Origin of the sequence: Lentibacillus halodurans (genome assembly GCF_900112045.1) — a bacterium.
GTDB classification, from domain to species: Bacteria; Bacillota; Bacilli; order Bacillales; family Amphibacillaceae; genus Lentibacillus; species Lentibacillus halodurans.
In genome coordinates, this window is record NZ_FOJW01000007.1 from 155739 (window position 1) to 180472 (window position 24734).

Genomic DNA, 24734 nt, shown 5'->3' on the forward strand with positions numbered 1-24734 from the left:
AGGAGACATTAAATTGACTTTTACAGGAACATCATTAAGAGATTTATATCGTTTGAAATCCGCCAAAAGAAAAAGGGCATCCAGCTATGACCCAACTGGAGGCAATCGTGATTTCCTAAGGTTTTATCCAAAGGAGAGAAAAGATATTTGTGAACTGCAAGGTTCCGGTTGTATTACGCATATTTGGATGACGATGGCACCTTTAGATGATTCTATCGAAGCGTATTTGCACAGGAAAGTTATTTTGAGAATGTATTGGGATGGTGAAAAACAGCCAAGTGTAGAAGCCCCAATAGGTGATTTTTTTGGGATGGGCCATGGTGTAACCAGAAACTTTTCATCCGCTCCTTTGCAGATGAGTCCGGAAGACGGTCGTTCTCTAAATTCTTTTTTTCCAATGCCTTTTGGAAACGGGGCAAGGATTGAGGTTGAAAGTGAAGCCGATAATCCGATCAAATTTTATTTTTATGTTGATTATGAGGCTTATAACAAGGATATTGACAGTCCGCTTAGATTCCACGCTATATGGAAACGTGAAATAACCAAGGGCATTAAAGATAACACCTCCAATGAATTTTATGAATTTGGCGGTAAAAATACAACAGCAGAAGATAACTATGTCATTTTGGATGCTGAAGGCAGAGGGCACTATGTAGGCTGCAATCTGAATATCCATAATTTACGGTTTACGCAAGAGTGGAACTGGTATGGTGAAGGTGACGACATGATTTTTATCGACGGTGAACCTTGGCCACCTTCACTGCACGGGACAGGAATGGAAGATTATTTTAACACGGCATGGTGTCCGCAACAGGAAGTATGTGCACCTTACCATGGTATTATTTTAGGCGGAGGCCCGAATTGGTCCGGTAAAATATCCACCTACCGTTATCATATTCAAGATCCAATCATGTTTGATAAGTCAATTAAAGTAACGATTGAACATGGTCATAACAATCACAGAAGCGATGACTATTCCAGTACAGCATATTGGTATCAGACAGAGCCGCATAATATGTTCCATCCGATTTTGCCTGTGAGTGACAGGCTGCCGTTACCGGATATTCTGCCATTTAATAATGAGAATCAAGAAAAATACTTTAATTATTAAGCTCGGTTGAGTGAACACTTTTTGACATCAATGATCTGCAGAAGATTTCTGAATTGAAATGTTTTAAGGAGTGATTGGGATGTCAATGAAAAAAATTTTATCGGCGGGTATGGTGACATCGGTTATGCTCACATGTCACTCAGCAGCTTCTTCAATAGAAGCTGAGGAGTCTCATATACCTGAAAACAGTACTTTTTTTTCAACTGCTTATATTGAAGAATCTGACTCATATAACACAGAAAGTCAGGGAGACCTATGGGCTTCTTGCTGGTCGGATGATGATAATCTATATGCTGCCAATGGGGATGGTGATGGATTTACAGTGAATCCGCCAAATGAGCCGAATATTCCGCCTGCTCATGAAAACCTCAATGATATTGCCGTAAGTAAAATACAGGGACAGCCAGGCAATTTAAATGGAGAAACGGTTGCGATGTCAGAGGAAATTGGCCAGGTTTGGAACGATCCGGCTCATTACAATAAAAAGCCAACAGGCATGGCGTGTGTTGATGGCGATATATATCTTGCTGTCCAAGATTTAAGCAGGGATTTTAATGATGTTCCTTCAGCCACCATTCTTAAATCCACAGATAAAGGGAAGACGTGGTCATGGGATGAATCTGCTCCTATGTTTGATGATTATACGTTCACGACCATTATGTTTCTGGACTACGGGAAAGACTATGGAAATGCTAAGGATAACTATGTATATGCATATGGACTGGACAATAATTGGCGAGATTCATTCAATGATAGAGTAGAAGATCCCACGAATCTTTATTTGGCAAGGGTTTCAAAATCGAGGATTATGGACCGCTCAACATGGGAGTTCTACAGCGGAGATGCAAATGGTGAACCTGAATGGTCCAATGATATAAATGATAAAAAAGCCGTATTGCAGGATGAAAGAAAAATTTATCAGGATACGTATTTTTCAGATTCTCCACAGGATATGACCGTTATATCCCAGGGGAATGTGGTTTATAATAAACCGTTAGAGCGGTACATTTATACGTCGTGGACAGAGTATACATTTGAATTCTATGAGGCACCGAGCCCATGGGGACCGTGGAAAAGATTTATGACGAAAGATTACGGTGCTTATCCCTGGACAGATACTAAAAATGGCGGATATGCCACGACGATACCTTCAAAATTTATCAGTGATGATGGCAAGGAAATGTTCGTTCAGTCCAATACGTTTATGGGAGAGGTCAATAACTATAATTTTTCATTAAGAAAACTAACGGTTGAACCATATAGCCCGTCAACTCCTGATAATGATAAAGACAATTACGCAAACCTTGCTGTGGTCGGTGAGGGGACAATACCGATTAACAAAGTTGCCCATTACGGAAATGTAGATTATGTCAATAATGGGGTACGTCAAGAGTCAGAAGACAGCTGGAATAATGAAGCCAAGTTACTTGATTGGTGGGGATATAAGTGGGAAAAAAATTATAATTTTAATCATGTGATCTATACAACCGGAGATATTTATCCCGATGGAGGCTGGTTCAAGGAAGATTTAAAAGTCCAAGTGAGGCAAAACTTTGAATGGGTTGATGTATCAAACCTCTCGTCTACACCAGAGTATCCATTTGACGAAACAGCAGGTACGAATAAAACTTATTCATTTGATTTTGATGATACGTGGGGGGATGCTGTTCGTATTATAGGTCTTCCGGGCGGAAACAGGAGTTTCACCTCGATCGGAGAGCTGGCGGTTTTCTATCGAAATGACGATCCTCCAAACAATAAACGGTTCACTCTGAAAAATACAGAAATGACTAAAACGAAATCGGAAGGGATTTCGGTAAAAACGACTGTAGACCGCACTGCCAATACTGATGACCATGAAGGGAAAGAAAGTATCATTTTGCAGCTTAGGAAGAACAACAAACCTGTTGATGTTATGGCAACCAGGAAAGATATACAGCAATCAGAAGAGATCATGGTGTCTTTTCAGCGGAAAGATGATTTGAAGAAATACAGCGTTAAGGCCGTCGTGGCAAATTCATTAGAAGATTTTCTGTCAGGTGAAGATGAAGCGGAGATTTTATCAAATGAAATGATCATTTCAGAGTAATGAGATCGGAGGATTGTAAAAGATGCGGCTAAAGGTGATTTTTGGTTGTTTCGTGTTTTTTCTTTTTTTGCTTGGGTGTTCATCATCTGAAACGGCTGAAAGTTCTCAGGACCCTGTTACATTGAAATTCTGGGATTTTCAGTTTGATATGCATCAGGAATTGTTTCAGGATATGGTGGATGAATATAACTCGATACAGGATGATGTGAAAATTGAATATTCGTCTCATGGCAATTCAACAGATTATTCCAATCAAAAACTCCCTGTAGCATTTGCAAACGAAGAAGGACCTGATATATTCCTGACGAGTGCGGGTGATTTTAACAAGTATGCAAATGCAGGTGTCTTGGCAGATTTATCACCTTATTTTACAGATTCGATTCAAAATGACTTTCTTCCGTCAACACTAGAGGCTGTGAAGTATGACGGTAATATTCTCGCTATGCCGCTTGAGATGGAACTTTTAGGGTTGTTCTATAATCAAGAATTGCTGGAAGAACAGAATATAGATCCACCGGGAACATGGGACGAATTATTGGATGCTGCACGACAGCTTACAACAGATGAGGTATCCGGGCTTGTTCTGCCGACAGATAAAGGACCCTATTTGAATTTTATATGGTACCCATTTTTATGGCAAAATGATGGAAATGTTTTAAACGATGATCATTCAGCGTCAACTTTTGATTCTCAGGCAGCTGCTGAGGCGCTGGATTACTGGGGTACGTTTTTTGAAGAAGGGTTAGCTCCGTCAAAGTTGCAGGAAGGGGCGGGTGATATTGATAACATCACAAATGGAACTGCTGCTATGCAAGTTACCGGTACTTGGGCCATTTCAGATCTGGAAAATAAGTTTCCGGATTTTAACGCAGGCTTGGTACCGATACCAATTCCGGAAGGCGGAAGTCATGCAACGGCTGGAGGTGGATGGAAACTCGCCGCTAATGCAAATGGGGATCATGTCGAGGAAGCAGCGGAATTTATTATGTGGGCGTTTGGTGAAGATTCCGCAAGACCACTGAAATGGGCTAAGATGAAATCTGCTTATCCGGCGAGGAGATCTGTATTGGAAGATGGCGAAGAATACTTTCAGAGTGGTCTCAGGGAAGTATTCACCAATCAAATTTACGATTCAGCAATTCCCGAACCGCGTTTCGATGCTCAGGTAGTAGATGCAGTTGGAGAAGCGTTGCAAAATGTTATGTTCAACGATGTCAGCGGGAAAGAAGCAGTAGAGGCTGCTCATGAAAAAATTGAAGGAGTTGTGTCAGAATAAATCGTGACGGATGATAGGGGTATCTTTTCCTAGATGGTAAAGCTACTCTCATTTTTTTCTCATAGAATTGCTGACTACATTAAATATTCCTGGTTCATGTAACACCAAATTTATTCATTAAAGAAGTTAAAATGAATGGCATTATCTGAGATTGTGCGCCATAACCTGGCAAACTTGAAAGCACCTGCCATGATTTTTCCCTCGTCTGTTGATCATGTCGTTCCACCGGAGAATTCAGGGAGCTCTATGAATCCCTTTTGTCTGGTGGTGCACCGTTATGATGATATCATCACCTACTCAAAATGTCATTTTTACGTTGAAAAATAGTATCTATCTGTTATAATAGTATTAAATATTCTGAACATACCAGCCAGTAGGTATTATTTGACCGGGGGGATGTAAGTGGATTTTTCTTATTCCAAGAAAACCAAGGCGTTACAGCGGAAATTAACGGTATTTATGGAAGAACATGTGTATCCAAATGAAAGAATTTATAAAGAGCAGCTGGACCAGCAGGAAAGCCGGTGGACCAATGTGCCGTCTATTATTGAAGAATTAAAACAAGAGGCTAAAGAAAATGGGTTGTGGAATTTGTTCCTGCCAGACAGTACATATGGAGCTGGCCTTACCAATCTGGAATATGCACCATTATGCGAAATCATGGGTCGTTCTATGATTGGCTCGGAAGTTTTCAACTGCAATGCGCCGGATACGGGTAATATGGAGCTTTTGGAGCGATATGGGTCGGAAAAGCAGAAAAAGCAATGGCTGGAACCGCTCTTGGCGGGGGAAATTAGATCGTGTTTTTCCATGACGGAACCTGATGTCGCTTCAAGTGACGCCACCAATATAGACGTCAGCATAACGCGGGATGGTAATGAATATGTCATCAACGGACGCAAATGGTGGTCATCAGGGGCAGGCGATCCACGCTGCAAGTTGGCCATCGTGATGGGGAAGAATGATCCTGATGCCCCTAAACATCAGCAGCAGTCGATGATCCTTGTCCCACTGGATACACCAGGCGTGAAGGTAGAGCGCATGCTGCCGGTATTTGGCTATGATCATGCACCACATGGCCATGCAGAAATAACGTACGATAATGTTCGCGTTCCGGCGGAGAATATGATTTGGGGAGAAGGAAAAGGTTTTGCCATAGCACAGGGAAGGCTTGGACCCGGGCGGATACATCATTGCATGCGGACAATTGGTGCTGCAGAGCGGGCGCTTGAAGCATTGTGTAAGCGCGTTCAAAGTCGGACAGCTTTTGGCAAAAATCTGGCCGATCAAGGTGTGATCCGGGAATGGATAGCTGATTCACGGATGGAGATTGAGCAGGCGCGGCTTCTAACCTTAAAAACAGCTTACATGATGGATACGGTTGGCAATAAGGAAGCAAAATCGGAAATTTCGATGATCAAGGTCATTGCACCGAATATGGCCTTAAAAGTGATAGACCGGACGATTCAAGCTTTTGGAGGTGCCGGTGTGAGTGATGATTTTATTCTAGCCGAACAGTGGGCCAACATCCGTACGTTAAGAATAGCAGACGGTCCGGATGAAGTTCACCGTAGGCAAGTGGCTAAATTGGAATTACGAAACGATTAAGCTATTGACTTGATTAGGAGGATTTACATGAGTGTGTTTGATTTATTTAAACTTGATGGTAAAACGGCGATTGTTTCAGGTGGTGCCCGGGGGCTTGGCGCACAAATTGCCACAGTCTTTGCCGAGGTAGGCGCCAATGTTGTTGTCTGTTCGCGGAAATTGGAAGCCTGTGAACAAATGAGTGAAAAATTGAAGGCGTACGGTGTGGAATCCGTTGCGTTTGAATGTGATGTCACCAAACGTGAGGATGTCCAAAACGTTATTGAAGGGACCATGGAACGTTTGGGTGGCATCGATATTTTAGTCAATAACAGCGGTGCGACATGGGGAGCGCATGTGCTGGATATGCCGTTCGAGGCTTGGCAGAAGGTGATGAATGTCAATATAACCGGCACTTTTTTGATGAGCCAGGAAGCGGGAAAACATATGGTTAAACAGAAGCAGGGAAAAATTATTAACATGGCATCCATTGCCGGGTTTGGCGGAACTGATCCAGGGTATATGGATACCATTGGCTATAATACGAGTAAGGGGGCGATCATCACGTTCACGAAAGATCTGGCAGTAAAATGGGGACAGCACAATATTAATGTGAATGCAATCGCGCCAGGCTTTTTCCCGACGAAAATGTCTCGCGGGCTGCTGGAGAACGGGCAGGAGAAAATTCTTGAAAATACACCGCTGAATCGGCTTGGTCGTGATGATGATATTAAAGGTGCAGCCTTGTTCCTAGCTTCAGGAGCGTCTGATTATGTGAGTGGGGATATTTTAACAGTGGACGGTGGTGCACATGCCTATTAATCTATGAAGGCTGATAGACGATTTTGTTATTCTCCCGTAAGCGAAGGTTCCGCTTTCTCTGTTATAATAAAGAAAGCCATGGTGCCGATAACTGCTATGTGCTGGATAAAGGTAAATGCGGCTTGGCACCGGCGATCAGTCAAAAAATGATCAATTTGAAACAAGAGGGGCATAAACATGAAAGATCTCATAACACAACAAGCAATTGTCTTATTTGGGAAAAAAGGGTTCAGTGAGACGTCTATACAGGATATTGTCGATGCATTGGACGTTACCAAAGGAACATTTTATTATTATTTCACCAGCAAGGAACAGCTTTTAAAGGAAATTCATCATGAATATATTACCGATCTGCTCGAACGCCAAAACGGTATTATCCAAAGTGATGCCCTGAATCAAAAGGAAAAGATAACCGGTATCATTCGCTTATTGATCACTGACATTGCCGATAAAGGTCCGAGTGCCCGTGTGTTTTTTCGGGAGATGCGGCATTTAACGAATGAAAATGCAGAAGTGATTAAACAGAAGAGGGAGGATTTCCGTTTAAATATTGAAAAGATATTGCGCACAGGGATTAAACAGGGGGAATTTCAGCAGGATCTCCGGACTGATATGACAGCATTTGGCATCCTTGGTGTCACCAATTGGAGCTACAACTGGTTTAATCCGCATGGGGAGGTTTCTCCTGAGGAATTGGCAAAATTATTTTCAGATATGATTTTGACTGGAATTGTACCGGACGAGAGGTAATCCGGATGATTTCCAGAGAAGCTATCTTGGATTTATAAATATCAGAATAGTTTAAATGTTGCATTTGTATAGTATGTACCGCTTGATTTGGTCACGTATAAAAGAGGTGAGATTCATGGAAATCAAACCACGCATCTCTGAAACCGATATGTTGGGACACATCAATAATGCGAGCTATTTTGTCTACATGGAGGAAGCACGCCTGACCTTTTTGAAAGAACTTGGCATGCATGTCAGTAACGGTGAATTTACTTTTGTACTTGTTTCAACAAAATGTAACTTTGTGCGCCAGGGGTATGTCGGCCAGGTTTTTGATGTTCAAACAGATGTCTCGCATATTGGGAGGACCAGTCTGACGCTGATCAGTGAAATCGCTGAGAAGGAATCAGGAAAAATCATTGCAAAAGGTGAGGCAACGATCGTTTATTTCGATACGGTTTATCAAAGGGCAGCCGAACTTCCGGATTCTTTCAGAGTAAAATTGAAAGCGAATACATGATTGAAATGAGGGGGGGGATGTCAATGACATTTGCATTCAATGACACGATTCAAGTCCGGAAAGGGGAAGAACTCAATAAAGAAAGTCTGCAGCGTTTCCTGAAAGAAAATATCGGCGGGGTGCCGGACGGATCATTGAAAATCAGGCAATTTGGCACCGGTCATTCGAATTTGACGTACTTACTAAACATTGGTGAATGGGAAGCGGTGCTGCGCAGACCCCCGATTGGACCGGTTGCACCAAAGGCACATGATATGGGGCGGGAATATGCGGTGCTGTCCGGTCTGCATCCGTATTATCCAACTGCGCCAAAACCATATATTTATTCTGATGATGAAGATGTTATCGGGAACCCGTTTTTTATCATGGAACGGCGGAAAGGGATCGTGATAGATTCCGAGTTTCCTGAACACATCAAGTATGATCCGTCTTTAGGAAGGAAAATTTCCGGGCTGATGGTTGATAAATTGGTCGAACTGCACCAAATTGATTATACGAAAACGAAATTGGCAAATATGTCGAAGCCGGATGGATTTATGAATCGTCAGGTGACCGGCTGGATTAACCGATATGAACGGGCCCGGACGGATGATATCGGTGGCGTGGACCAATTGATGAATTGGCTTGAGGGGCATATTCCTGTTTCCCTGGAACCGGCGATTATCCATTATGATTATAAGCTGAACAATGCCATGTTCTCCAAGGACTTCAGCGCTATGACAGGGCTGTTTGACTGGGAAATGACGACTGTCGGCGATCCGCTTGCAGATGTGGGTGCCGCTTTAAGCTACTGGATTCAGGCGGATGATCCAGATGAGCTGAAAAAGGGTCTTGGCAAACCGCCGGCAACGATTAAGGATGGTTTTTTCACGCGACGGGAATTTTTGGAGGATTATGCCCGCAAAAGCGGCCGGGATGTATCCAATATCAATTTTTATCTTACTTTTGCCTATTTTAAGCTGGCTGTCATCTGTCAGCAAATTTATTATCGGTATGCTAGAGGGCAAACTGATGATCCGAGATTTGCCCGCTTCAATCAATTTGTGGCCAATCTCATCCAGTATGCGCTTTATACGATCAAAGGTGTGTGAGTGCCATGAAGGTCCATTTACTCTGGAAAAAGGAAGAAATCGATGAAGCACAAATGTGGGATAATAAAATCGCTGTTGTGTTTGATGTGCTGCTGGCAACGTCGGCGATTACATCCTGTCTTGCATCGGGTGCAGAACAAGTTATCCCGGTGCTGAACGAAACGGAAGCATTACAAAAAGCCAAAGCATGGAACGACGGTGCGAGATCTAATGTGCTTTTGGCCGGGGAAGAGGATGGGCTGACCATTAGCGGATTTCTGGACCCTGTCCCGTCAGTGCTGAACAAGCAGGTTGCAGGCAGGACCGTTATTTTATCAACAACGAACGGTACTGTCGCTATCAGGAAAGCAGCATCGGCGAAGAAGGTTTATATGGCGTCACTTTTAAATGGAAAGGCAGTGGCTAAGCAGATTAAAGAAACATATGAAAATGAAACGATCGTGGTGGTCTGCTCCGGATCAAAAAATGAATTTTGCCTTGAAGACTTTTATGGTGCTGGTTATTTTATTGCCAGTCTAGCTCATCAATTCGGATATGGGAAGGTAGATTTAACGGACAGCGCATTATCAGCCATGATGTTTTATGACCACTTTCCGGATCAGGCCGACAGTGTATTAAAGCAGTCACGTGTCGGCAGAATGCTTTCGAACAATGGGTTTAGCCATGAGATCGCATATGTCAGCCAACAGGGTGTATTGGATGTCATCCCGCGGTTGAATGCTGCTGCCACCAGTGTAACAGAAGAACTTAGAAAACATATCACGATAGCCGAAAGGAGCGGTCACGAATGAAAGTGGTTCAATTTGAGTCATTTGGCGGGCCTGAAGTGCTGGAAGTCATTGACAAGAAAGTACCAGCACTCGACGGCAATGATGTACTGATTGATGTTAAAGCAATTGGTGTCAACTATGCAGATACTGCCAGACGGGAAGGGGAATATGTTATCCGGACGGAATTACCGTTTGTGCCGGGAACAGAAATTGCCGGTGTCGTGGCTGATACAGGTGCGCATGTCACAGGCGTGTCTAAAGGAACACGGGTCGCCGCACTGACCGGGTCAGGCGGTTATGCTGAGTATGCAAAGACTGAAGCCGACAGCTTGATCCGAATTCCTGACGGTGTTTCATATGAAAAAGCGGTAGGACTTCCGCTGCAGGGGCTCAGTGCCTATCATATTTTGAAAACGATGGGACGGCTGGCAGAGGGTGAAACAGTTCTTGTTCATGCCGCAGCAGGCGGCGTCGGTTCCCTGGCTGTACAGCTTGCGAGGCAGTTCGGCGCAGGAAAGGTGATTGCAACGGCCAGCACTGAGGAAAAATTGCAGCATGCCGAAAAACTGGGAGCGGAACATCTCATCAATTACTCCGAGGAAGGCTGGGAAAAGACTGTCCTGGAAATAACCGGCGGAAAGGGCGTTGACGTCGCACTTGAGATGGCTGGAGGTGATATTTTTCATAAAACATTGAAATGCCTGGCACCGTTTGGCCGGATGGTCATTTACGGCGTGGCAAGCGGGGAGCAGGCAACGTTTTATCCATCATCCTTAATGCGTTACAATCAGTCGGTTGTTGGATTTTTCCTCGGTCAACTGATGCAGCACCAGGAACTTATCATGCGAAGCTTACAAGAGCTGCTTGAATATACACAAAACGGTGAACTGGAGCTGACAATCAGCGGATCATATCCATTATCGAAAGCGACGGAAGTTCACCGTATGGTTCAGGAACGGAAAACAAAAGGAAAAATTGTTTTGATTCCGTGATGATGAATCCATGAAAGGAGAATGCAATGATGCATATCAAATGAGCACCATTTTTGACCGGCTTGTTTGCATGAAACGTAAACAGTTTCAAAAAACTTATATGTCAATTTCGTCATGTCGTGTACACCTCCCACCACGTCATCGTTGCCATTCAGGGGCAGTCTTCCAACAACAAGCAGCAGCAAACATTCTGCCGGGGGTGCAGGAGTGTACAATCAGTTTGTACATGTAAGTGCTACTTATAAATAAACGAGGAGGATGTTTGATGAATAAAGTGTGGCAAAAACATTATCCGGCCCATATCAAACATGAAATCGACATACCGGATGATTCGCTGCCGGAGATGCTGCAAAAAACGATTAATGATTTTGGAGGACATAAAGCTCTTTCTTTTTACGGATATGAGATCACATACACTGAACTGGGTCAACAGAGCGAGGCATTTGCCAACGCCCTCCAGCAGGATGGATTCACAAAAGGTGACCGCATAGCTCTCATGCTGCCAAATTGTCCGCAATATGTGATCAGTTATTACGGTGTGCTGCAGGCGGGCGGTATTGTGACACAGGTTAACCCGATGCTTGTCGGGAAAGAGCTAGCGTATATATTGAAAGATTCGGGAGCGGAAACGATCGTCATTTATAAGCCGCTCTTGCCTGTTTTAAATCAAGTTATAGAGGAGACATCGGTTAAACGAATCATAAAAGTCAATTTGGAAGGCCGTCAAACGGAAGATGGTATGGCAGTAAGCTTCCCTGATTTTCTCAATAAAGCTGAAGGGTCACCTGAACCGGTTGATATGACACCTTCTGAAGATGTGGCGGTCCTGCAATATACAGGCGGCACAACCGGCCGTTCAAAAGGTGCCATGCTGACCCATCGGAATTTATTGGCGAATGTCATCCAGTCTTATGAGTATTTCAAAGACACGATTGAATTCGGGAAAGAGCGTTTTTTGACTGTTATACCGCTTTTCCATGTGTTTGGCATGACGTCTTGTATGAATCTTTCCATTTATACGGGTTCGATGAGTATTATGCTGCCGAAATTTGAGCTGGATGACGTACTGCATACGATCAAAGAACTGCAACCCACCTCATTTCCAGGCGTGCCAACCATGTATGTAGCCATAACAAATCATCCAAGAGCAGATCAGTACGGAATTGATAGCATCCGTACTTGCAATAGCGGCAGTGCCCCTATGCCCGGGGAAGTCATGCGGACGTTTGAATCCAAAACCGGAGCCAAAATATTGGAAGGATACGGCCTGTCAGAGAGTTCGCCGACAACGCACTGCAATCCGTCTTTTGCAGAAAGAAAGCCTGGGAGCATCGGCATCGGTTTGCCATCGACCGATTATAAAATTGTCGATTTGGTTGACGGCTCGAACGAACTTCCGGCAGGGGAAGCCGGTGAGATTATTATCAAAGGCCCGCAAGTAATGAAAGGATATTGGAATATGCCGGACGAAACTGCTGAAACATTACGGGATGGCTGGCTTCATACGGGTGATATCGCCTATATGGATGAAGAGGGCTTCGCCTATATTATCGACCGGAAAAAAGACCTCATCATTGCAAGCGGGTACAACATTTATCCGCGTGATGTGGAAGAGATTATGTATGAACATCCAGCCATCCAGGAAGTGGTCGTTGTTGGTGTGCCTGATCGCTATCGCGGTGAAACCGTCAAAGCAGTTGCAGTCCTGAAAGATGGTGAGACGGTCACCGAGGAAGCACTGATTGATTATTGCCGCAAGAACATGGCGGTGTATAAAGTACCACGTATCATCGAGTTCAGGGATGAACTGCCGAAAACCAATGTCGGAAAAATTCTGAGGCGAAAAATTAGAGAAGAAAGCACTTGAGCTATGGAAGCGGTGGGGGAGGCAGAAACACCTTCCCTGCAGGAGCCTCCTGAATAGTCACTTCCTCATGAAAGGAGTTTATCGTCATGACGGCCATTTAAAAAAACAGCTGTAATCAGCGCTCGTTCCATGGGTCATCAAATTGCTCTAAGGAATGAGCTGGAAGGGATGTCTGGTTTAACCGCAGAAAAAATGAAAGGAAGGCAAAGGAAGCCAGATTCTGGGGCATCAACACGCGAGCGAATAGTACATGAGCTCTGGAAGGATCGAGTAATCCATTAACATGAGGAGGAACAGGAATGACACTACAAGGCAATGAGCATTTGCTCTCTGATAAGAAGGAAGGGGTCTTATATCTGACGCTGAACCGACCGGACACCTTGAATGCATTCAGTCCGGAAATGATCACAGGTTTGAAAGAAGCGATTCATCAAGCCGGAAGTGACGAAAGGATCCGTACCATCGTTATTTCCGGATCAGGGCGGGCATTCAGTGCCGGCGGAGATGTTAAAACAATGGGCAAACAACCGCCGTTAGATGTTTATGATCATATTGGGGAATTAAACGAACTGATTATTGCGATGAAAGATTTTGGAAAACCGATTATTGCCGCTGTTCATGGGTTTGCTGCCGGAGCCGGGTTTAACCTGGCGCTTGCCTGTGACATGATTCTCGCCGCAGAAGACAGCAATTTCGTGTTAAGTTTTGCCAAAGTGGGGCTTATTTCGGACGGTGGCGGACTATACTTCCTGCCGCGGCTCGTCGGCCAGTATCGTGCCAAGGAGCTATTATTAAGCGCAGAACCTATTTCAGCTGAAAAAGCGCATTCGCTGGGAATCGTCAATCATACGTATCCATTGGATGAGTTTCAGGATAAGGTGCACGCATTCGCTGTGAAAATAGCCTCAGGTCCATTAACGGCACTTGGATTCATGAAAAAAATCGCCGATCAGTCGGATGATTCAGATCTGGAAGCCATTCTGGAACAAGAACGGATTACGCAGGCAACGCTTGTTTCCACGGAAGACCATCAGGAAGGAGTCCAGGCATTTAAAGAAAAACGGGAACCGAATTTTAATAGAGGATGAAGGGCAAATCTGGAAATTCATCATTTCATCGGTTTTAACGGGCTGATCAAAAGTCGATTAACCTATGATAAACTTATAATAAGATCCTTTCGAAAGGAGTTCTACCTATGTACGACTGCATCATCATAGGCGGCGGAATTGTCGGACTGGCGACAGCTCTTGCATTAAAAAGACACAACCCTCAAGCATCACTTGCCGTTCTTGAAAAAGAGGATAAATGGGCAAGCCATCAGACGGGAAGAAATAGTGGCGTGCTGCATAGCGGCGTTTATTATAACCCTGGCAGTTTAAAAGCGAAATTGGCTGTGAAGGGACGTGCTTCGATGGTACGGTTTTGCAAAGAATATGGGATCGAGCACGAAGTATGCGGAAAAGTGATTGTGGCAACGGATGAAAAAGAATTGCCCGCTATGGAAGGTTTGTATCAGAAAGGGATTAAAAATGGATTAGAACTGTCCAAACTAAGCAAAGAAGAAGTATTTGAACGTGAACCACACGTCAATACGGTTGGCGGTCTTTTTATACCGGATACAGGGATTGTCAATTATAGGCAGGTTTCCGAACGGATCGTGCAATTGCTGGAATCACAAGGTGCAAATTTATTTTTGGGAACGAAAGCACTGCAAATCAATGAAACATCCGAGGAAGCTATCATTGATACAAATAAAGGCGATTTCAGAGCGAAACAACTTATTAATTGTGCGGGTCTTTACAGTGATGAGGTCGTTAAGAGATCAGGCGTGATGACTGATTTGCAAATTATACCTTTTAAAGGTGAATATTATGACTTGGTAGAAAGCAAAAAACATCTTGTCAAAAACTTGATTTATCCTGTACCTGACCCGAAATATCCTTTCCTTGGTGTGCATCTGACCCGGCAGATCAGTGGGGAAGTACACGCCGGACCTAATGCTGTTTTGAGTTTGAAAAAAGAGGGCTATCAAAAGTATGAGCTTTCCTGCAGAGAGGCTGCTGCGATTTTTTCCAATCCTGGTTTTTGGAGATTTGCCGTCCAAAATATACAGACAGGGCTCATGGAAATGGCTCGTTCAATCAACAAGGACTTGTTTGTCAAAAGTCTGCAGCGGCTGATCCCGGAAATCGTTGAAGATGATGTGATTCCCGGGGAGAGTGGTATTCGGGCACAAGCATTACTTAAGGATGGTCGGCTGGTGGATGATTTCTTTGTTATCAATGGAAAACGCTCCATTCACGTTTGTAATGCACCATCACCTGCAGCAACCGCATCGCTTGTAATTGGGGAAATGATAGCCGGTAACGTTCAATAAGCATATTTTTCTTTGATTCTATTGATTTCTTTCATTAATTCACTGCTGACAGTCTGTTTTGTTTTTTCGTATACGGGCTGGAGTGCCTGTTCCCATTGAAAGCGTTCTTCTGTTGTCAATGTATGAATATTCATTGGTTGATTGGATCTGAGCTCACGGGCGTGCTGGTCGTTAATTTCAATGGCATGCCTGCGTCCCCAGCTGGTGGCCTCATTCATCGCTTCGGTGATAGATTCCTGAATGTCGGGTGAAAGAGAATTCCAAAAATCCCTGTTGATCAAAACTCCGTAGCCAAGGTAACCGTGATTGCTGATGGTGAGATATTGCTGGTGCTCGTAAAATTTTTTCGTGTTGATGTTAGACAGGGTATTCTCCTGTCCGTCCACAAAATTCACTTCAAGATTTTGATAGGTTTTGCTGAAGGATATGGTGCTGGTACTTGCGTTTAATTGATTGAACTGTTCTTTAATCACGACTCCAGGCATTGTCCTGAAATGGAGCCTGTTGAAATCATCCGGTGTTCTGATGAGATATTCCTGGTTGGTGATTTGTTTGAATCCGTTATACCACAGGCTCAGCCCTTTTACTTTTGAACGATCCAACGCCTTAAGCAGTGTTTCACCTATCTTTCCTTCATAAGCTTCCTCTATTGCCTGGTAATTCGGAAATGCATACGGCAAGTCAAGTATTTGCCACTTGGGATAATGCTCACTGATTTTTGCTGTTGCCGGTGCAATCATTTCCACAGAACCGTTTTGAACAGCCTCCCATTCATTGGCGTCATTATATAAGGTGGCATTTGGGTATATATGTACCTTTACTTTTCCGTTCGTTTTATCTTCAACAAGTGCTGCAAACTTTGAAGTCGTTCTGTCTTTTGGTGTATCTTCTGCTGCAACATGGCTGAAACGGATCATGATTTGCTCATCAAGTCCTTCCTGTTCATCGTCATAATAAATATCGGACGTCATGGCTTCTATATCAAATCCGACCATTACAGCAGAGGTAATTCCTGCTACAATAAATGATAGAATTATGAAAAAGTTACGCAAATCATTCACCACCTGGATTATGGTTTATTTTGTGTCATTATTCTATCACACTATGTTGACTTTTGTTCATTCTGTATAGGAGACGGTTTGGATGGGATTAAAAAAACTGCCGATACGACTTAAAATTATGATTCTATCGTTCGGCATTGTTTTATTTTCTTTACTGATTGGCGGCATTACCGTCATCGGCAATATATATCATGGAGAAGAGGAGCAGCTGGGAGATCGCGGCCTGATGACGGGGAGAATTGTCGCAAATCTGCCTGAAGTTAAGGAAGGTTTGGCAAAGCCGAATGGGTGGGAAGTTGTGAATCCGGCTGTCGAGCAAATGCAAACGGTAAATCAGGTGGATTATATCGTTGTACTGAATATGAATCGGATCCGCTATTCACATCCGCTTGAACATCAGCTTGGCACCATATCATCCGGCAAAGATGAAGGTGCTGCTTTTGCTGAGCACAGCTATGTCTCGAAAGCAAAAGGTGAGCAGGGGACAGCAGTACGTTCGTTTGTTCCGGTTATGAATGAAGATCATGAACAAATTGGTGTGGTTATTGTAGGGAATATGCTGCCGTCCTTTCCGGCTATCTTGTCGTCTATTCGTTTAGAGATCATGGTCATCTCATTATTGATACTTGCTTTTGGTATTACAGGTGCCTATCTGCTGGCGAAACATGTCAAACAGCAAACATTCTTTATGGAACCGTATGAAATGGCCCGGGTGCTGGAAGAACGGACAACAGTTTTCCAGGCAATGCATGAAGGTGTGATTGCAGTGGACCGGGATGAAAAAATAGTTGTCTTTAATGATAAAGCAAAAGAAATTTTAGGCATTCATCAGGAAGTGAGTGGTAAACTTCTGAAAACGATTCTTTCAGGCAATGAAATCATTGATCATCTCAGAAAACAATCAAAAAAATTTAATGAAACGGTTCGCATTGACGATCGACTGATCATGCTTAACCGGATTCCGATTAAGGTTGAAAAAGAATTGGTTGGTTCTGTCGTCATATTCCAGGATAAAACTGATGTTACAACAATGGCCGAAGAACTAACAGGTGTTAAAGCGTTTGTGGATGCATTGCGGGTACAGAATCATGAATATATGAATAAATTGCATACGATAGCCGGATTAATTCAATTGGATCAAAATGAACAAGCATTAGAGTACGTGTTTCAGATTACGAATCAGCAGGAAAAACGTTCGAAATATATTTTGGAACGAATCCATAATTATCGTATTGCAGGGCTTCTGATCAGTAAAATTCGCAGGGGCGAGGAACTTGGAATTGAAGTGACACTTCATGAATCCAGTCAGTTGGAAGCCTTTCCGCCAATGGTGAATGCACATGATTTTGTCAGAATACTGGGGAATATGATTGAAAATTCATTCGATGCGCTGAAAGCATATGCTATTCAAGGCAAACATGTTGAAATTGTCATCATTCAGGACTCTGAGACATGTATATTGGAAGTGTCTGATAATGGAAAAGGCATAATCTTGAAAGATCAGCAGCATATTTTTCAAAAAGGCTATACAACCAAAGGAGAAGATGGATCCGGTCTGGGGCTCTATTTGATCAAACAGATAGTAACAAGAGCAGAAGGTATGGTAAATGTGCATTCATCATTACATAAAGGAACAACAATGGTCATAAAGCTGCCAATGGATATGGGAGGTCGAACAGCAAATGAAGTCATCAGATAACATTACTGTATTGTTAATTGAAGACGATCCAATGGTCCAGGAAGTTAACAGGCAGATGATAGAGAAGGTGGAAGGCTTTCAGGTAGCTGCTGCAGCCGGGAATGGCAAGGAAGGTGTAGAACTGGCTGAAAAGCAAAGGCCTGACCTTGTCATCTTGGATATTTTTATGCCTGAACTTGATGGCATGAAAACATTCAGCACATTCCGGCGTGAAGAATTGGATATTGATGTCATTGTCATTTCGGCTGCTGATGACAAAGAAACCATCCGTAAAGCCATCCAGAATGGTGCGATTGATTATATTATAAAACCATTCAAGTTTGACAGGTTAGCTCAGGCATTAAACAGATACAAAGTTTTCCTGCGGCAATTTTCCGGAATAAATAAAACGGAACAACAGGCAATTGATTCGTGGGTATCGCCAAATGCAGAAAATCAAACGGATGTGTTTCTTCCCAAAGGGTTAAATCAGCAAACGTTAACACAGGTTAAAAATTATTTGGCTGATCAAAACTTACCTGTTTCCGCCGATGAAGCTGCTTCTCATATCGGGATTGCTCGAGTCACTGCCAGACGGTATCTTGATTATATGGTAAAGGCCGAGCAAGCTGAAATTCACTTACGATATGGAGAAGTGGGACGTCCAATCAATCGCTACCAGTTAAAGTAATAGGCTAAAGGACCAAAAAGACCAAAATGTCCAATATGTTCTAAATGTTCCAAATCAATACTGAAAGCGTTAACATGATAGCAATACTTTACTGGGGGTATGATGATGAGGAAAAAACTCGTTTTTATCAGTTTATTCATGATCTGTGTATTTTTGGCAGCGTGCGATGACAGCGAATCTGCAGAAGGAACAGATGGATCCGGCAATGAAGATGGAAGCGGTGAATCGATCGTCTTAGGTACAGGTGGAACGTCCGGGACTTACTATCCGATAGGTGGTGCACTTAAGCCAATCTTTGAGGAAAGTGACAATGTCGGCAATGTAACGGTTGAATCAACTGGCGCGTCAGTTGCTAACATTCAGAACATGCAAGACGGATTAAACCAAATGACCATCATCATGAGTGATGTGGCTTTTGATGCGCTTGAAGGCACTGGCCAATTTGAGGACAATCAGGCGGATGTTCAGGCGATGGCAGGCATGTATCAAAATGTTGTGCAGGTTGTAGCAATGGCTGACAGTGGTATCGAAACGATTGCAGATTTGGAAGGGAAAAGAGTTGGTGTCGGAAAAGTTGGATCCGGCGTCGAACAGAGTGCACAAAAGGTGCTGGAGGCTCTTGACCTGACATATGATGACCTTTCAAAAGTAACACATACCGGCTATGCTGACAGTGTGCAGGAGATGAAAAACGGGACACTTGATGCGGCATTTTTCACTTCAGGTGTCCCGAACAGCAATATTACCGATTTAATGCAGCAAAATGATATTGTATTTGTTGAAATTAAAGATGATGTTGCAGGGACATTAATGGATAGTTATCCATTTTACAAAGCGTTTACCATTCCTGCTGGGGATGAAGCGATGTATAACCTTGATCAGGAAGTAAACACAGTCGGTATTCAAAATATGATCACTGTTTCTCCTGAATTAAGTGAAGATTTGGTTTACGATCTGACTAAACGTTATTATGCCTATCTTGGCAGTGATGAGGTATCGATCAGTGCATTGAATCAGCTGCCTCGTGAAGATATAGCTAAAGATTTGGTTGCACCATTACATCCAGGAGCAGAAAAATTTTATGAAGAAAACGGCATGCTGGAATAACTGATGTTAGGTAAACGCAAAGCATTAATTTTGACCGGGATTTCGAGTCTGATTGCTGTGTGTCTTATGTTTATCCCGGTTAAGGCTTTGACAATTATGCATAGCGATCAGCTATTATATGCGTTTTATTTAAAAGATCATGCTTTTTCTGTTCAATGGGAGCATTCGGTGGAAAAGGAAGCGTGGGTTGAGTATTTCCGTGTACATGATAACGTAATATATTTGGAGTCCACCAAATTCAAAACGTTCGGTGCGGGTGTTCCATCTGAATCGGAGCACCGTACCGTTTTAAAAGATGGCTGGGTTCATATGGCTATCGACCGGAAAATTGGCTACGAGCTTGTTATACGTTCCAATCAAATGAATGATTATCAATTGCAGTTTGGAAAAGATAGCTATGTTTTAAACCCAAGCGACACAGCATATAGAGTAACAGTAAAGGGGATGCCTTTAATAACTATTCTAGTCACACAATTAAAGCGTATTGTGAGGTGAGACAGTGGAAAACAAGGCAAAAGCAGAAGACTATGACCGCGAAAGTAATGTTCGGACAAACTACCCGAAAAGCATTGGTATTTTAATAACTGTTGCTGCAGCAGGCCTTGGTATATTTCATCTATATACATCATATGCAGGGGCGTTAGTGGATATCCAGCAGCGGAGTATTCATTTATATGTGCTCATGCTTTTAGGCTTTTTGCTATATCCTGTTTTTAAAAAAGGGAAAAAGAATGGTATTCCAATTTACGACTATATAATAGCGTGTCTGGCCGCGGGAATTGGTCTGTATATGTTGTTTACGGCCAATCGGATTATTGAATCGGGCGGTCAAATTAATCAGATGGATTTGTATGTCGGATTGATCGCTCTGGTCTTGATTCTGGAAATTACCCGGCGTGTTACAGGGTGGGGATTGACCCTGCTTGCACTCGGATTTATTATTTACGGTTTTTATGTTAAATTGTCCGTCTATCCGGAATTGACGGCACCGATTTTTTTCAATGTATCGGAAGGAATCATCTCTCATCTCGTTTTTATCACAGAAGGTATTTTAGGCACTGCGATTGGTGTATCAGCCAGCTATATTATTTTATTTATTCTATTCGGTGCCTTTTTAAGCAAGTCCGGTATGGGGCAGATGTTTAATGATTTAGCAATGGCTGTAGCCGGACATACAAAAGGCGGGCCTGCCAAAGTGGCTGTTTTGTCCAGCGGTTTTTTGGGATCGATTAATGGATCGGCCATTGCCAATGTGGTGACGACAGGGGCATTTACCATCCCATTAATGAAAAAAATCGGGTATCATAAAAACTTTGCAGGTGCAGTTGAATCAGCAGCCAGTGTTGGCGGACAGATTTTGCCTCCAATCATGGGGGCGGCGGCATTTATTATGGCGGAAAATCTGGGAATACCGTATACGACCGTTATACTGGCCGGAATTATACCTGCATTGCTGTTTTACATCGGTATTTTGCTGCAAGTGCATATCAGAGCATCCAAACTTGGTTTAAAAGGACTTAACCGGCGTGAGCTGCCGTCCGTTTCCGAAGTGTTGACGAAACGTGGCCACTTATTGATTCCAATGGTCATTCTGTTATATTTATTATTTTCGGGGAAAACACCATTTTACGCAGCATTCTGGTCGATTATTTCTACGGTGATTATCACAGGAACAGGAAGAATGCTCATCCTTGCTGCGGCTGTCTCCATGTTTTTAGTTTTTGAACCGCAAGTACGGGCAGTGTTAACTGCTGCCAGCATGCCAGGACTGCGTGACAATTGGCTGGAGCTTAGCTTGATTGTCATGATCCCTTTAATCATCAATATGATTCGTAAAAAAGCTGGCATTAAGGCAGAGGAAATCAATGTAAGGGAATTTGTAGGTGCCCTGGAAAATGGGGTAAGGACAACGGTTCCGGTTGCAATTGCGTGTGGAGCTGTAGGTATTATCGTTGGAATTGCTTCACTGACAGGTGTAGCATTGGAAATGGCAAGTACGATTGTGAGCCTGGGTGACGTGATCAATAGTTCGCTTGTTCAATTGTTAATTACATTAACTTTAACAATGATTGCGTCGATTATTTTAGGTATGGGACTGCCGAGCATACCGACGTATATTATTACCAGTACTATGGCAGCGCCAATATTGCTCCAGCTCCCATATTTCAGAGAACTGGCAGGAACAGGTGAAACCGCGGTATTTGTTGCGCATATGTTTGTATTCTACTTTGGCATTTTTGCAAACATCACACCGCCAGTAGCACTTGCAGCGTTCGCTGGGTCCGGCATCAGCGGAGGGGATCCGATGCGAACGGGGTTTCAGGCGATGAAACTGGCAATTGCCGGGTTTATTGTTCCGTTTATGTTCGTATTTTCTCATGAAATGTTAATGATTGATGCAACAATAGGGAATGTTGTATTAATCGCAGCAACCTCGTTAATGGGCGTCTTTTTATTGTCCGTTGCGGTTGAAGGGTACTTCAAGGTTCCGATCCGGTGGTATATCAGGATAGTAGCTATCGTCGGTGCGCTGCTTTTGATTTACCCTGGGATTTGGACCGATATGATAGGGTTGGTTGTTTTAATCATTATATTTGGTGCACGTTACTTGAGAAAAGATGTCGATCAAGAGCCAGCATCAATCGCAAAGTAATCGTGAGATTTGAAATTTGAACACTTGTACGAGGAGGTATAAGAATGAATCTGGGTCTTAAAAATAAATCTGTTCTCGTTTTGGCATCTAGCAAAGGACTGGGCAAAGCAACGGCACACCAATTTGCTTCAGAAGGTGCGCGTGTATTTCTGGCGAGTCGTGATGAAGATGCACTGGAAAGGACAGCAAAAGAGATACGTGAGAAAACTCAAAATCCATATGTAACGTATGGTATTTGTGATATTACAGCGTATGATTCCATCAAGCAGCTGGTTTCTGATGTTATCGACGAGAATGGAACAATCGACGTTTTAGTGAATAATGCGGGCGGACCTCCAGCTGGTTCGTTTGACGATGTTGATGATGACGCCTGGCAGCATGCATTTGAACTGAACTTGTTAAGTTTTATCCGTGCGATCCGGGTAGTACTGCCATACATGAGAAAGCAAGGGGGCGGACATATTGTTAATTTTGCTTCGTCATCCATCAAACAGCCGATTGACGGCTTGATTTTGTCTAATACGTTCAGGGCTGGCATTACCGGTCTTTCGAAAAGTCTGTCACAGGAACTGGCAGGGGACAATATTTTAATTAATACGATCGGCCCGGGAAGGATTGGCACCGACCGGGTCAGCCATCTTGACTCGGTCAAGGCTGAAAAGCTCGGAATGCCGGCAGAAGATGTGATGAAGGAAGCTGAAAAACAAATTCCGATTGGACGCTACGGTGAACCTGAAGAATTTGCGAAAATAGCGGTGTTTCTCTGTTCAGCAGCGAACACATATGTAACAGGCCAATCGCTTCTGGTTGATGGCGGGATGGTAAAAGCCTTGTAGCGAGTTATTCAAGGGGGGTGGGACAAAAGAACGTTTATAAAACAAAAATCCGAACAAACAAAGCACGGTATAACCCGCTGCGAAAATATACTTGGTACTCGCCGTGTTGAATGAGATTTCGGAGAAACTGCACTCCTCGCATACTCGGTGGATGTTTTGCTCGTCCGCTTTCCACGAGTGGCTGGTGAGCATCCGCGTGCATTCGCACTGCGGGGTCTCACATAGCCCTTTCCTCCCGTTGCAGTCTACGTATATTTCCTCCGCTAAACCCGGACTCTTGGTGGTCTTTTAAGCCCCTTACTTTCGTTATGTCCCAGTCTTTTTCTGTCTTTATTAAAAAAGGTTTCAAAATTAATTTATATAGATCTATTGACACGTACATGTAACCGCTTTATTATTATATGTAACGGGTTACACAAACCCCATAAATTTTGGCTGATATGTAACCCGTTACACATAAGAACATACTAAGTATCATGAAAGGATTCATCATATGGCGACAATCCGTGATGTAGCTAAGCTTGCGAAGGTTTCGACTGCAACAGTTTCCAGGGTTATTAACCGCAATGGTTATGTCAATGAAGGAACCAAAAAGCGGGTCAAGGATGCGATTGAACAATTGAATTACTTGCCGAATGATGTGGCACGAAGTCTATTTAAAGGGCGGTCGAAAATGATTGCGCTGTTTGTGCCGGATATTACGAACCCATTTTTCCCTGAAATGGCACGTGCTGTAGAGGATGTCACAAACAGGCATGATTATACGTTTGTACTGTGCAATACGGATAATGATATTGCGAAACAAATCGATTACTTGAATGCACTGCAGCAAAAGTCAGTCGATGGATTTATTATTGTTTCAAGCTCAATGACGGAAGAACATCTGCAGCACATTCAAGTACCGATTGTCGCTCTTGACCGGATCATAAGCCCGGATATTTCCTCTGTAACGGTAAACAACCGTGGGGGGAGCAGACAGGCGGTTCAATATTTGAAATCGATCGGCTGCACTAGGATTGCACATATAGCTGGTCCGGAACACGTAAACAATGCTGTATACCGCATGCAAGGTTATCTGGATGAAGTAAATAATGCAGACTGGTTCACAGAAGATTATATTATACCCGGAAAATATAATTTCGATGCTGCCCGGGATGCTGCTGTTAAGCTATTAAACACGCACTCGGAAGTTGATGGCATCTTTGTCGGAAATGATCTAATGGGGGCCGGGGTATTGAATGCGGCAGTTTCTGTTGGAAGGAAAGTGCCGGATGATCTGGCAGTAATCGGATTCGACGGGATTGCCATTGGTGAAACGATCACACCAACACTGACAACGATGGCTCAGCCTATTTATGACATTGGTGCGAAGGCTGCTGAAATGCTGATCAAACAAATCAACAGTCAGGAGCCGGCTGTTATGAATGAAGAATTTACTGTTCAATTAGTTGAACGACAATCAACGCTGTGAAAGGAG

The 24734-nt window shown here is 43.3% G+C and carries 21 protein-coding genes; 20 read left to right on the forward strand and 1 reads right to left on the reverse strand.

Features of this window, described 5'->3' with window-relative positions:
• The first annotated feature begins 13 nt into the window (after positions 1-13).
• The 13 genes from BM195_RS10195 to lhgO all read left to right on the forward strand — a co-directional run bounded on the left by BM195_RS10195 (position 14) and on the right by lhgO (position 15231).
• Entirely contained in the window at positions 14-1111 is a 1098-nt protein-coding gene (locus BM195_RS10195) for a glycoside hydrolase family 172 protein (RefSeq protein WP_090237419.1), read from the forward strand.
• A gap of 79 nt (positions 1112-1190) precedes the next feature.
• Complete coding sequence (locus tag BM195_RS10200) at positions 1191-3200, forward strand: glycoside hydrolase family 183 protein (protein ID WP_090237422.1); 2010 nt, start codon at positions 1191-1193, stop codon at positions 3198-3200.
• Between the two features lie 22 nt (positions 3201-3222).
• Entirely contained in the window at positions 3223-4476 is a 1254-nt protein-coding gene (locus BM195_RS10205; RefSeq protein ID WP_090237425.1) for an ABC transporter substrate-binding protein, read from the forward strand.
• Positions 4477-4878: 402 nt separating this feature from the next.
• Entirely contained in the window at positions 4879-6084 is a 1206-nt protein-coding gene (locus tag BM195_RS10215; RefSeq protein ID WP_090237430.1) for an acyl-CoA dehydrogenase, read from the forward strand.
• A gap of 27 nt (positions 6085-6111) precedes the next feature.
• Entirely contained in the window at positions 6112-6885 is a 774-nt protein-coding gene (locus BM195_RS10220) for an SDR family oxidoreductase (protein ID WP_090237433.1), read from the forward strand.
• 177 nt (positions 6886-7062) lie between these two features.
• Entirely contained in the window at positions 7063-7635 is a 573-nt protein-coding gene (locus BM195_RS10225; RefSeq protein ID WP_090237436.1) for a TetR/AcrR family transcriptional regulator, read from the forward strand.
• Between the two features lie 73 nt (positions 7636-7708).
• On the forward strand, positions 7709-8134 hold the full coding sequence (locus tag BM195_RS10230) for an acyl-CoA thioesterase (RefSeq protein ID WP_280141259.1): 426 nt from the start codon (positions 7709-7711) through the stop codon (positions 8132-8134).
• 23 nt (positions 8135-8157) lie between these two features.
• Positions 8158-9225, forward strand: coding sequence for a phosphotransferase family protein (locus BM195_RS10235; RefSeq protein ID WP_090237440.1), 1068 nt, complete (start codon positions 8158-8160; stop codon positions 9223-9225).
• A gap of 5 nt (positions 9226-9230) precedes the next feature.
• Positions 9231-10016, forward strand: a complete 786-nt coding sequence (locus BM195_RS10240) for a 2-phosphosulfolactate phosphatase (protein ID WP_090237442.1) — start codon at positions 9231-9233, stop codon at positions 10014-10016.
• Positions 10013-10987 carry a quinone oxidoreductase family protein gene (locus tag BM195_RS10245; protein ID WP_090237444.1) on the forward strand — a complete coding sequence of 325 codons (975 nt, stop codon included), beginning with the start codon at positions 10013-10015 and terminating at the stop codon, positions 10985-10987. The genes BM195_RS10240 and BM195_RS10245 overlap by 4 nt, the downstream gene beginning before the upstream one ends.
• A gap of 265 nt (positions 10988-11252) precedes the next feature.
• A complete protein-coding gene (locus BM195_RS10250) occupies positions 11253-12854 on the forward strand; it encodes a long-chain-fatty-acid--CoA ligase (protein WP_090237446.1) in 1602 nt (533 codons plus the stop codon).
• Between the two features lie 299 nt (positions 12855-13153).
• Entirely contained in the window at positions 13154-13942 is a 789-nt protein-coding gene (locus BM195_RS10255; protein ID WP_090237449.1) for an enoyl-CoA hydratase/isomerase family protein, read from the forward strand.
• A 107-nt stretch (positions 13943-14049) separates the two neighbouring features.
• The gene (lhgO, locus tag BM195_RS10260; protein WP_090237452.1) at positions 14050-15231 is read left to right on the forward strand and encodes an L-2-hydroxyglutarate oxidase; all 1182 of its coding nucleotides are present in this window, start codon (positions 14050-14052) and stop codon (positions 15229-15231) included.
• Here lhgO and BM195_RS10265 read toward each other — a convergent pair.
• On the reverse strand, positions 15225-16283 hold the full coding sequence (locus tag BM195_RS10265; protein WP_244535728.1) for a DctP family TRAP transporter solute-binding subunit: 1059 nt from the start codon (positions 16281-16283) through the stop codon (positions 15225-15227). The two genes, lhgO and BM195_RS10265, sit on opposite strands and share 7 nt — an antisense overlap.
• Positions 16284-16374: 91 nt before the next feature.
• Between BM195_RS10265 and BM195_RS10270 the strand changes: the two genes are divergently transcribed.
• The 7 genes from BM195_RS10270 (at position 16375) to BM195_RS10300 (ending at position 24728) form a co-directional block, all read left to right on the forward strand.
• On the forward strand, positions 16375-17991 hold the full coding sequence (locus tag BM195_RS10270; protein WP_090237455.1) for an ATP-binding protein: 1617 nt from the start codon (positions 16375-16377) through the stop codon (positions 17989-17991).
• The gene (locus BM195_RS10275; protein WP_090237458.1) at positions 17975-18661 is read left to right on the forward strand and encodes a response regulator; all 687 of its coding nucleotides are present in this window, start codon (positions 17975-17977) and stop codon (positions 18659-18661) included. Before BM195_RS10270 ends, BM195_RS10275 begins: the two co-directional genes overlap by 17 nt.
• Before the next feature lie 105 nt (positions 18662-18766).
• Positions 18767-19768: a TAXI family TRAP transporter solute-binding subunit gene (locus tag BM195_RS10280; protein WP_090237461.1), complete on the forward strand. Its 1002-nt coding sequence runs from the start codon at positions 18767-18769 to the stop codon at positions 19766-19768.
• Positions 19769-19771: 3 nt separating this feature from the next.
• Positions 19772-20263: a DUF1850 domain-containing protein gene (locus BM195_RS10285; RefSeq protein WP_244535729.1), complete on the forward strand. Its 492-nt coding sequence runs from the start codon at positions 19772-19774 to the stop codon at positions 20261-20263.
• A 4-nt stretch (positions 20264-20267) separates the two neighbouring features.
• The gene (locus BM195_RS10290; protein WP_090237463.1) at positions 20268-22421 is read left to right on the forward strand and encodes a TRAP transporter permease; all 2154 of its coding nucleotides are present in this window, start codon (positions 20268-20270) and stop codon (positions 22419-22421) included.
• A gap of 44 nt (positions 22422-22465) precedes the next feature.
• On the forward strand, positions 22466-23257 hold the full coding sequence (locus BM195_RS10295) for an SDR family oxidoreductase (protein ID WP_090237467.1): 792 nt from the start codon (positions 22466-22468) through the stop codon (positions 23255-23257).
• Between the two features lie 493 nt (positions 23258-23750).
• Positions 23751-24728 carry a LacI family DNA-binding transcriptional regulator gene (locus BM195_RS10300; protein ID WP_090237470.1) on the forward strand — a complete coding sequence of 326 codons (978 nt, stop codon included), beginning with the start codon at positions 23751-23753 and terminating at the stop codon, positions 24726-24728.
• Positions 24729-24734 lie beyond the last annotated feature (6 nt).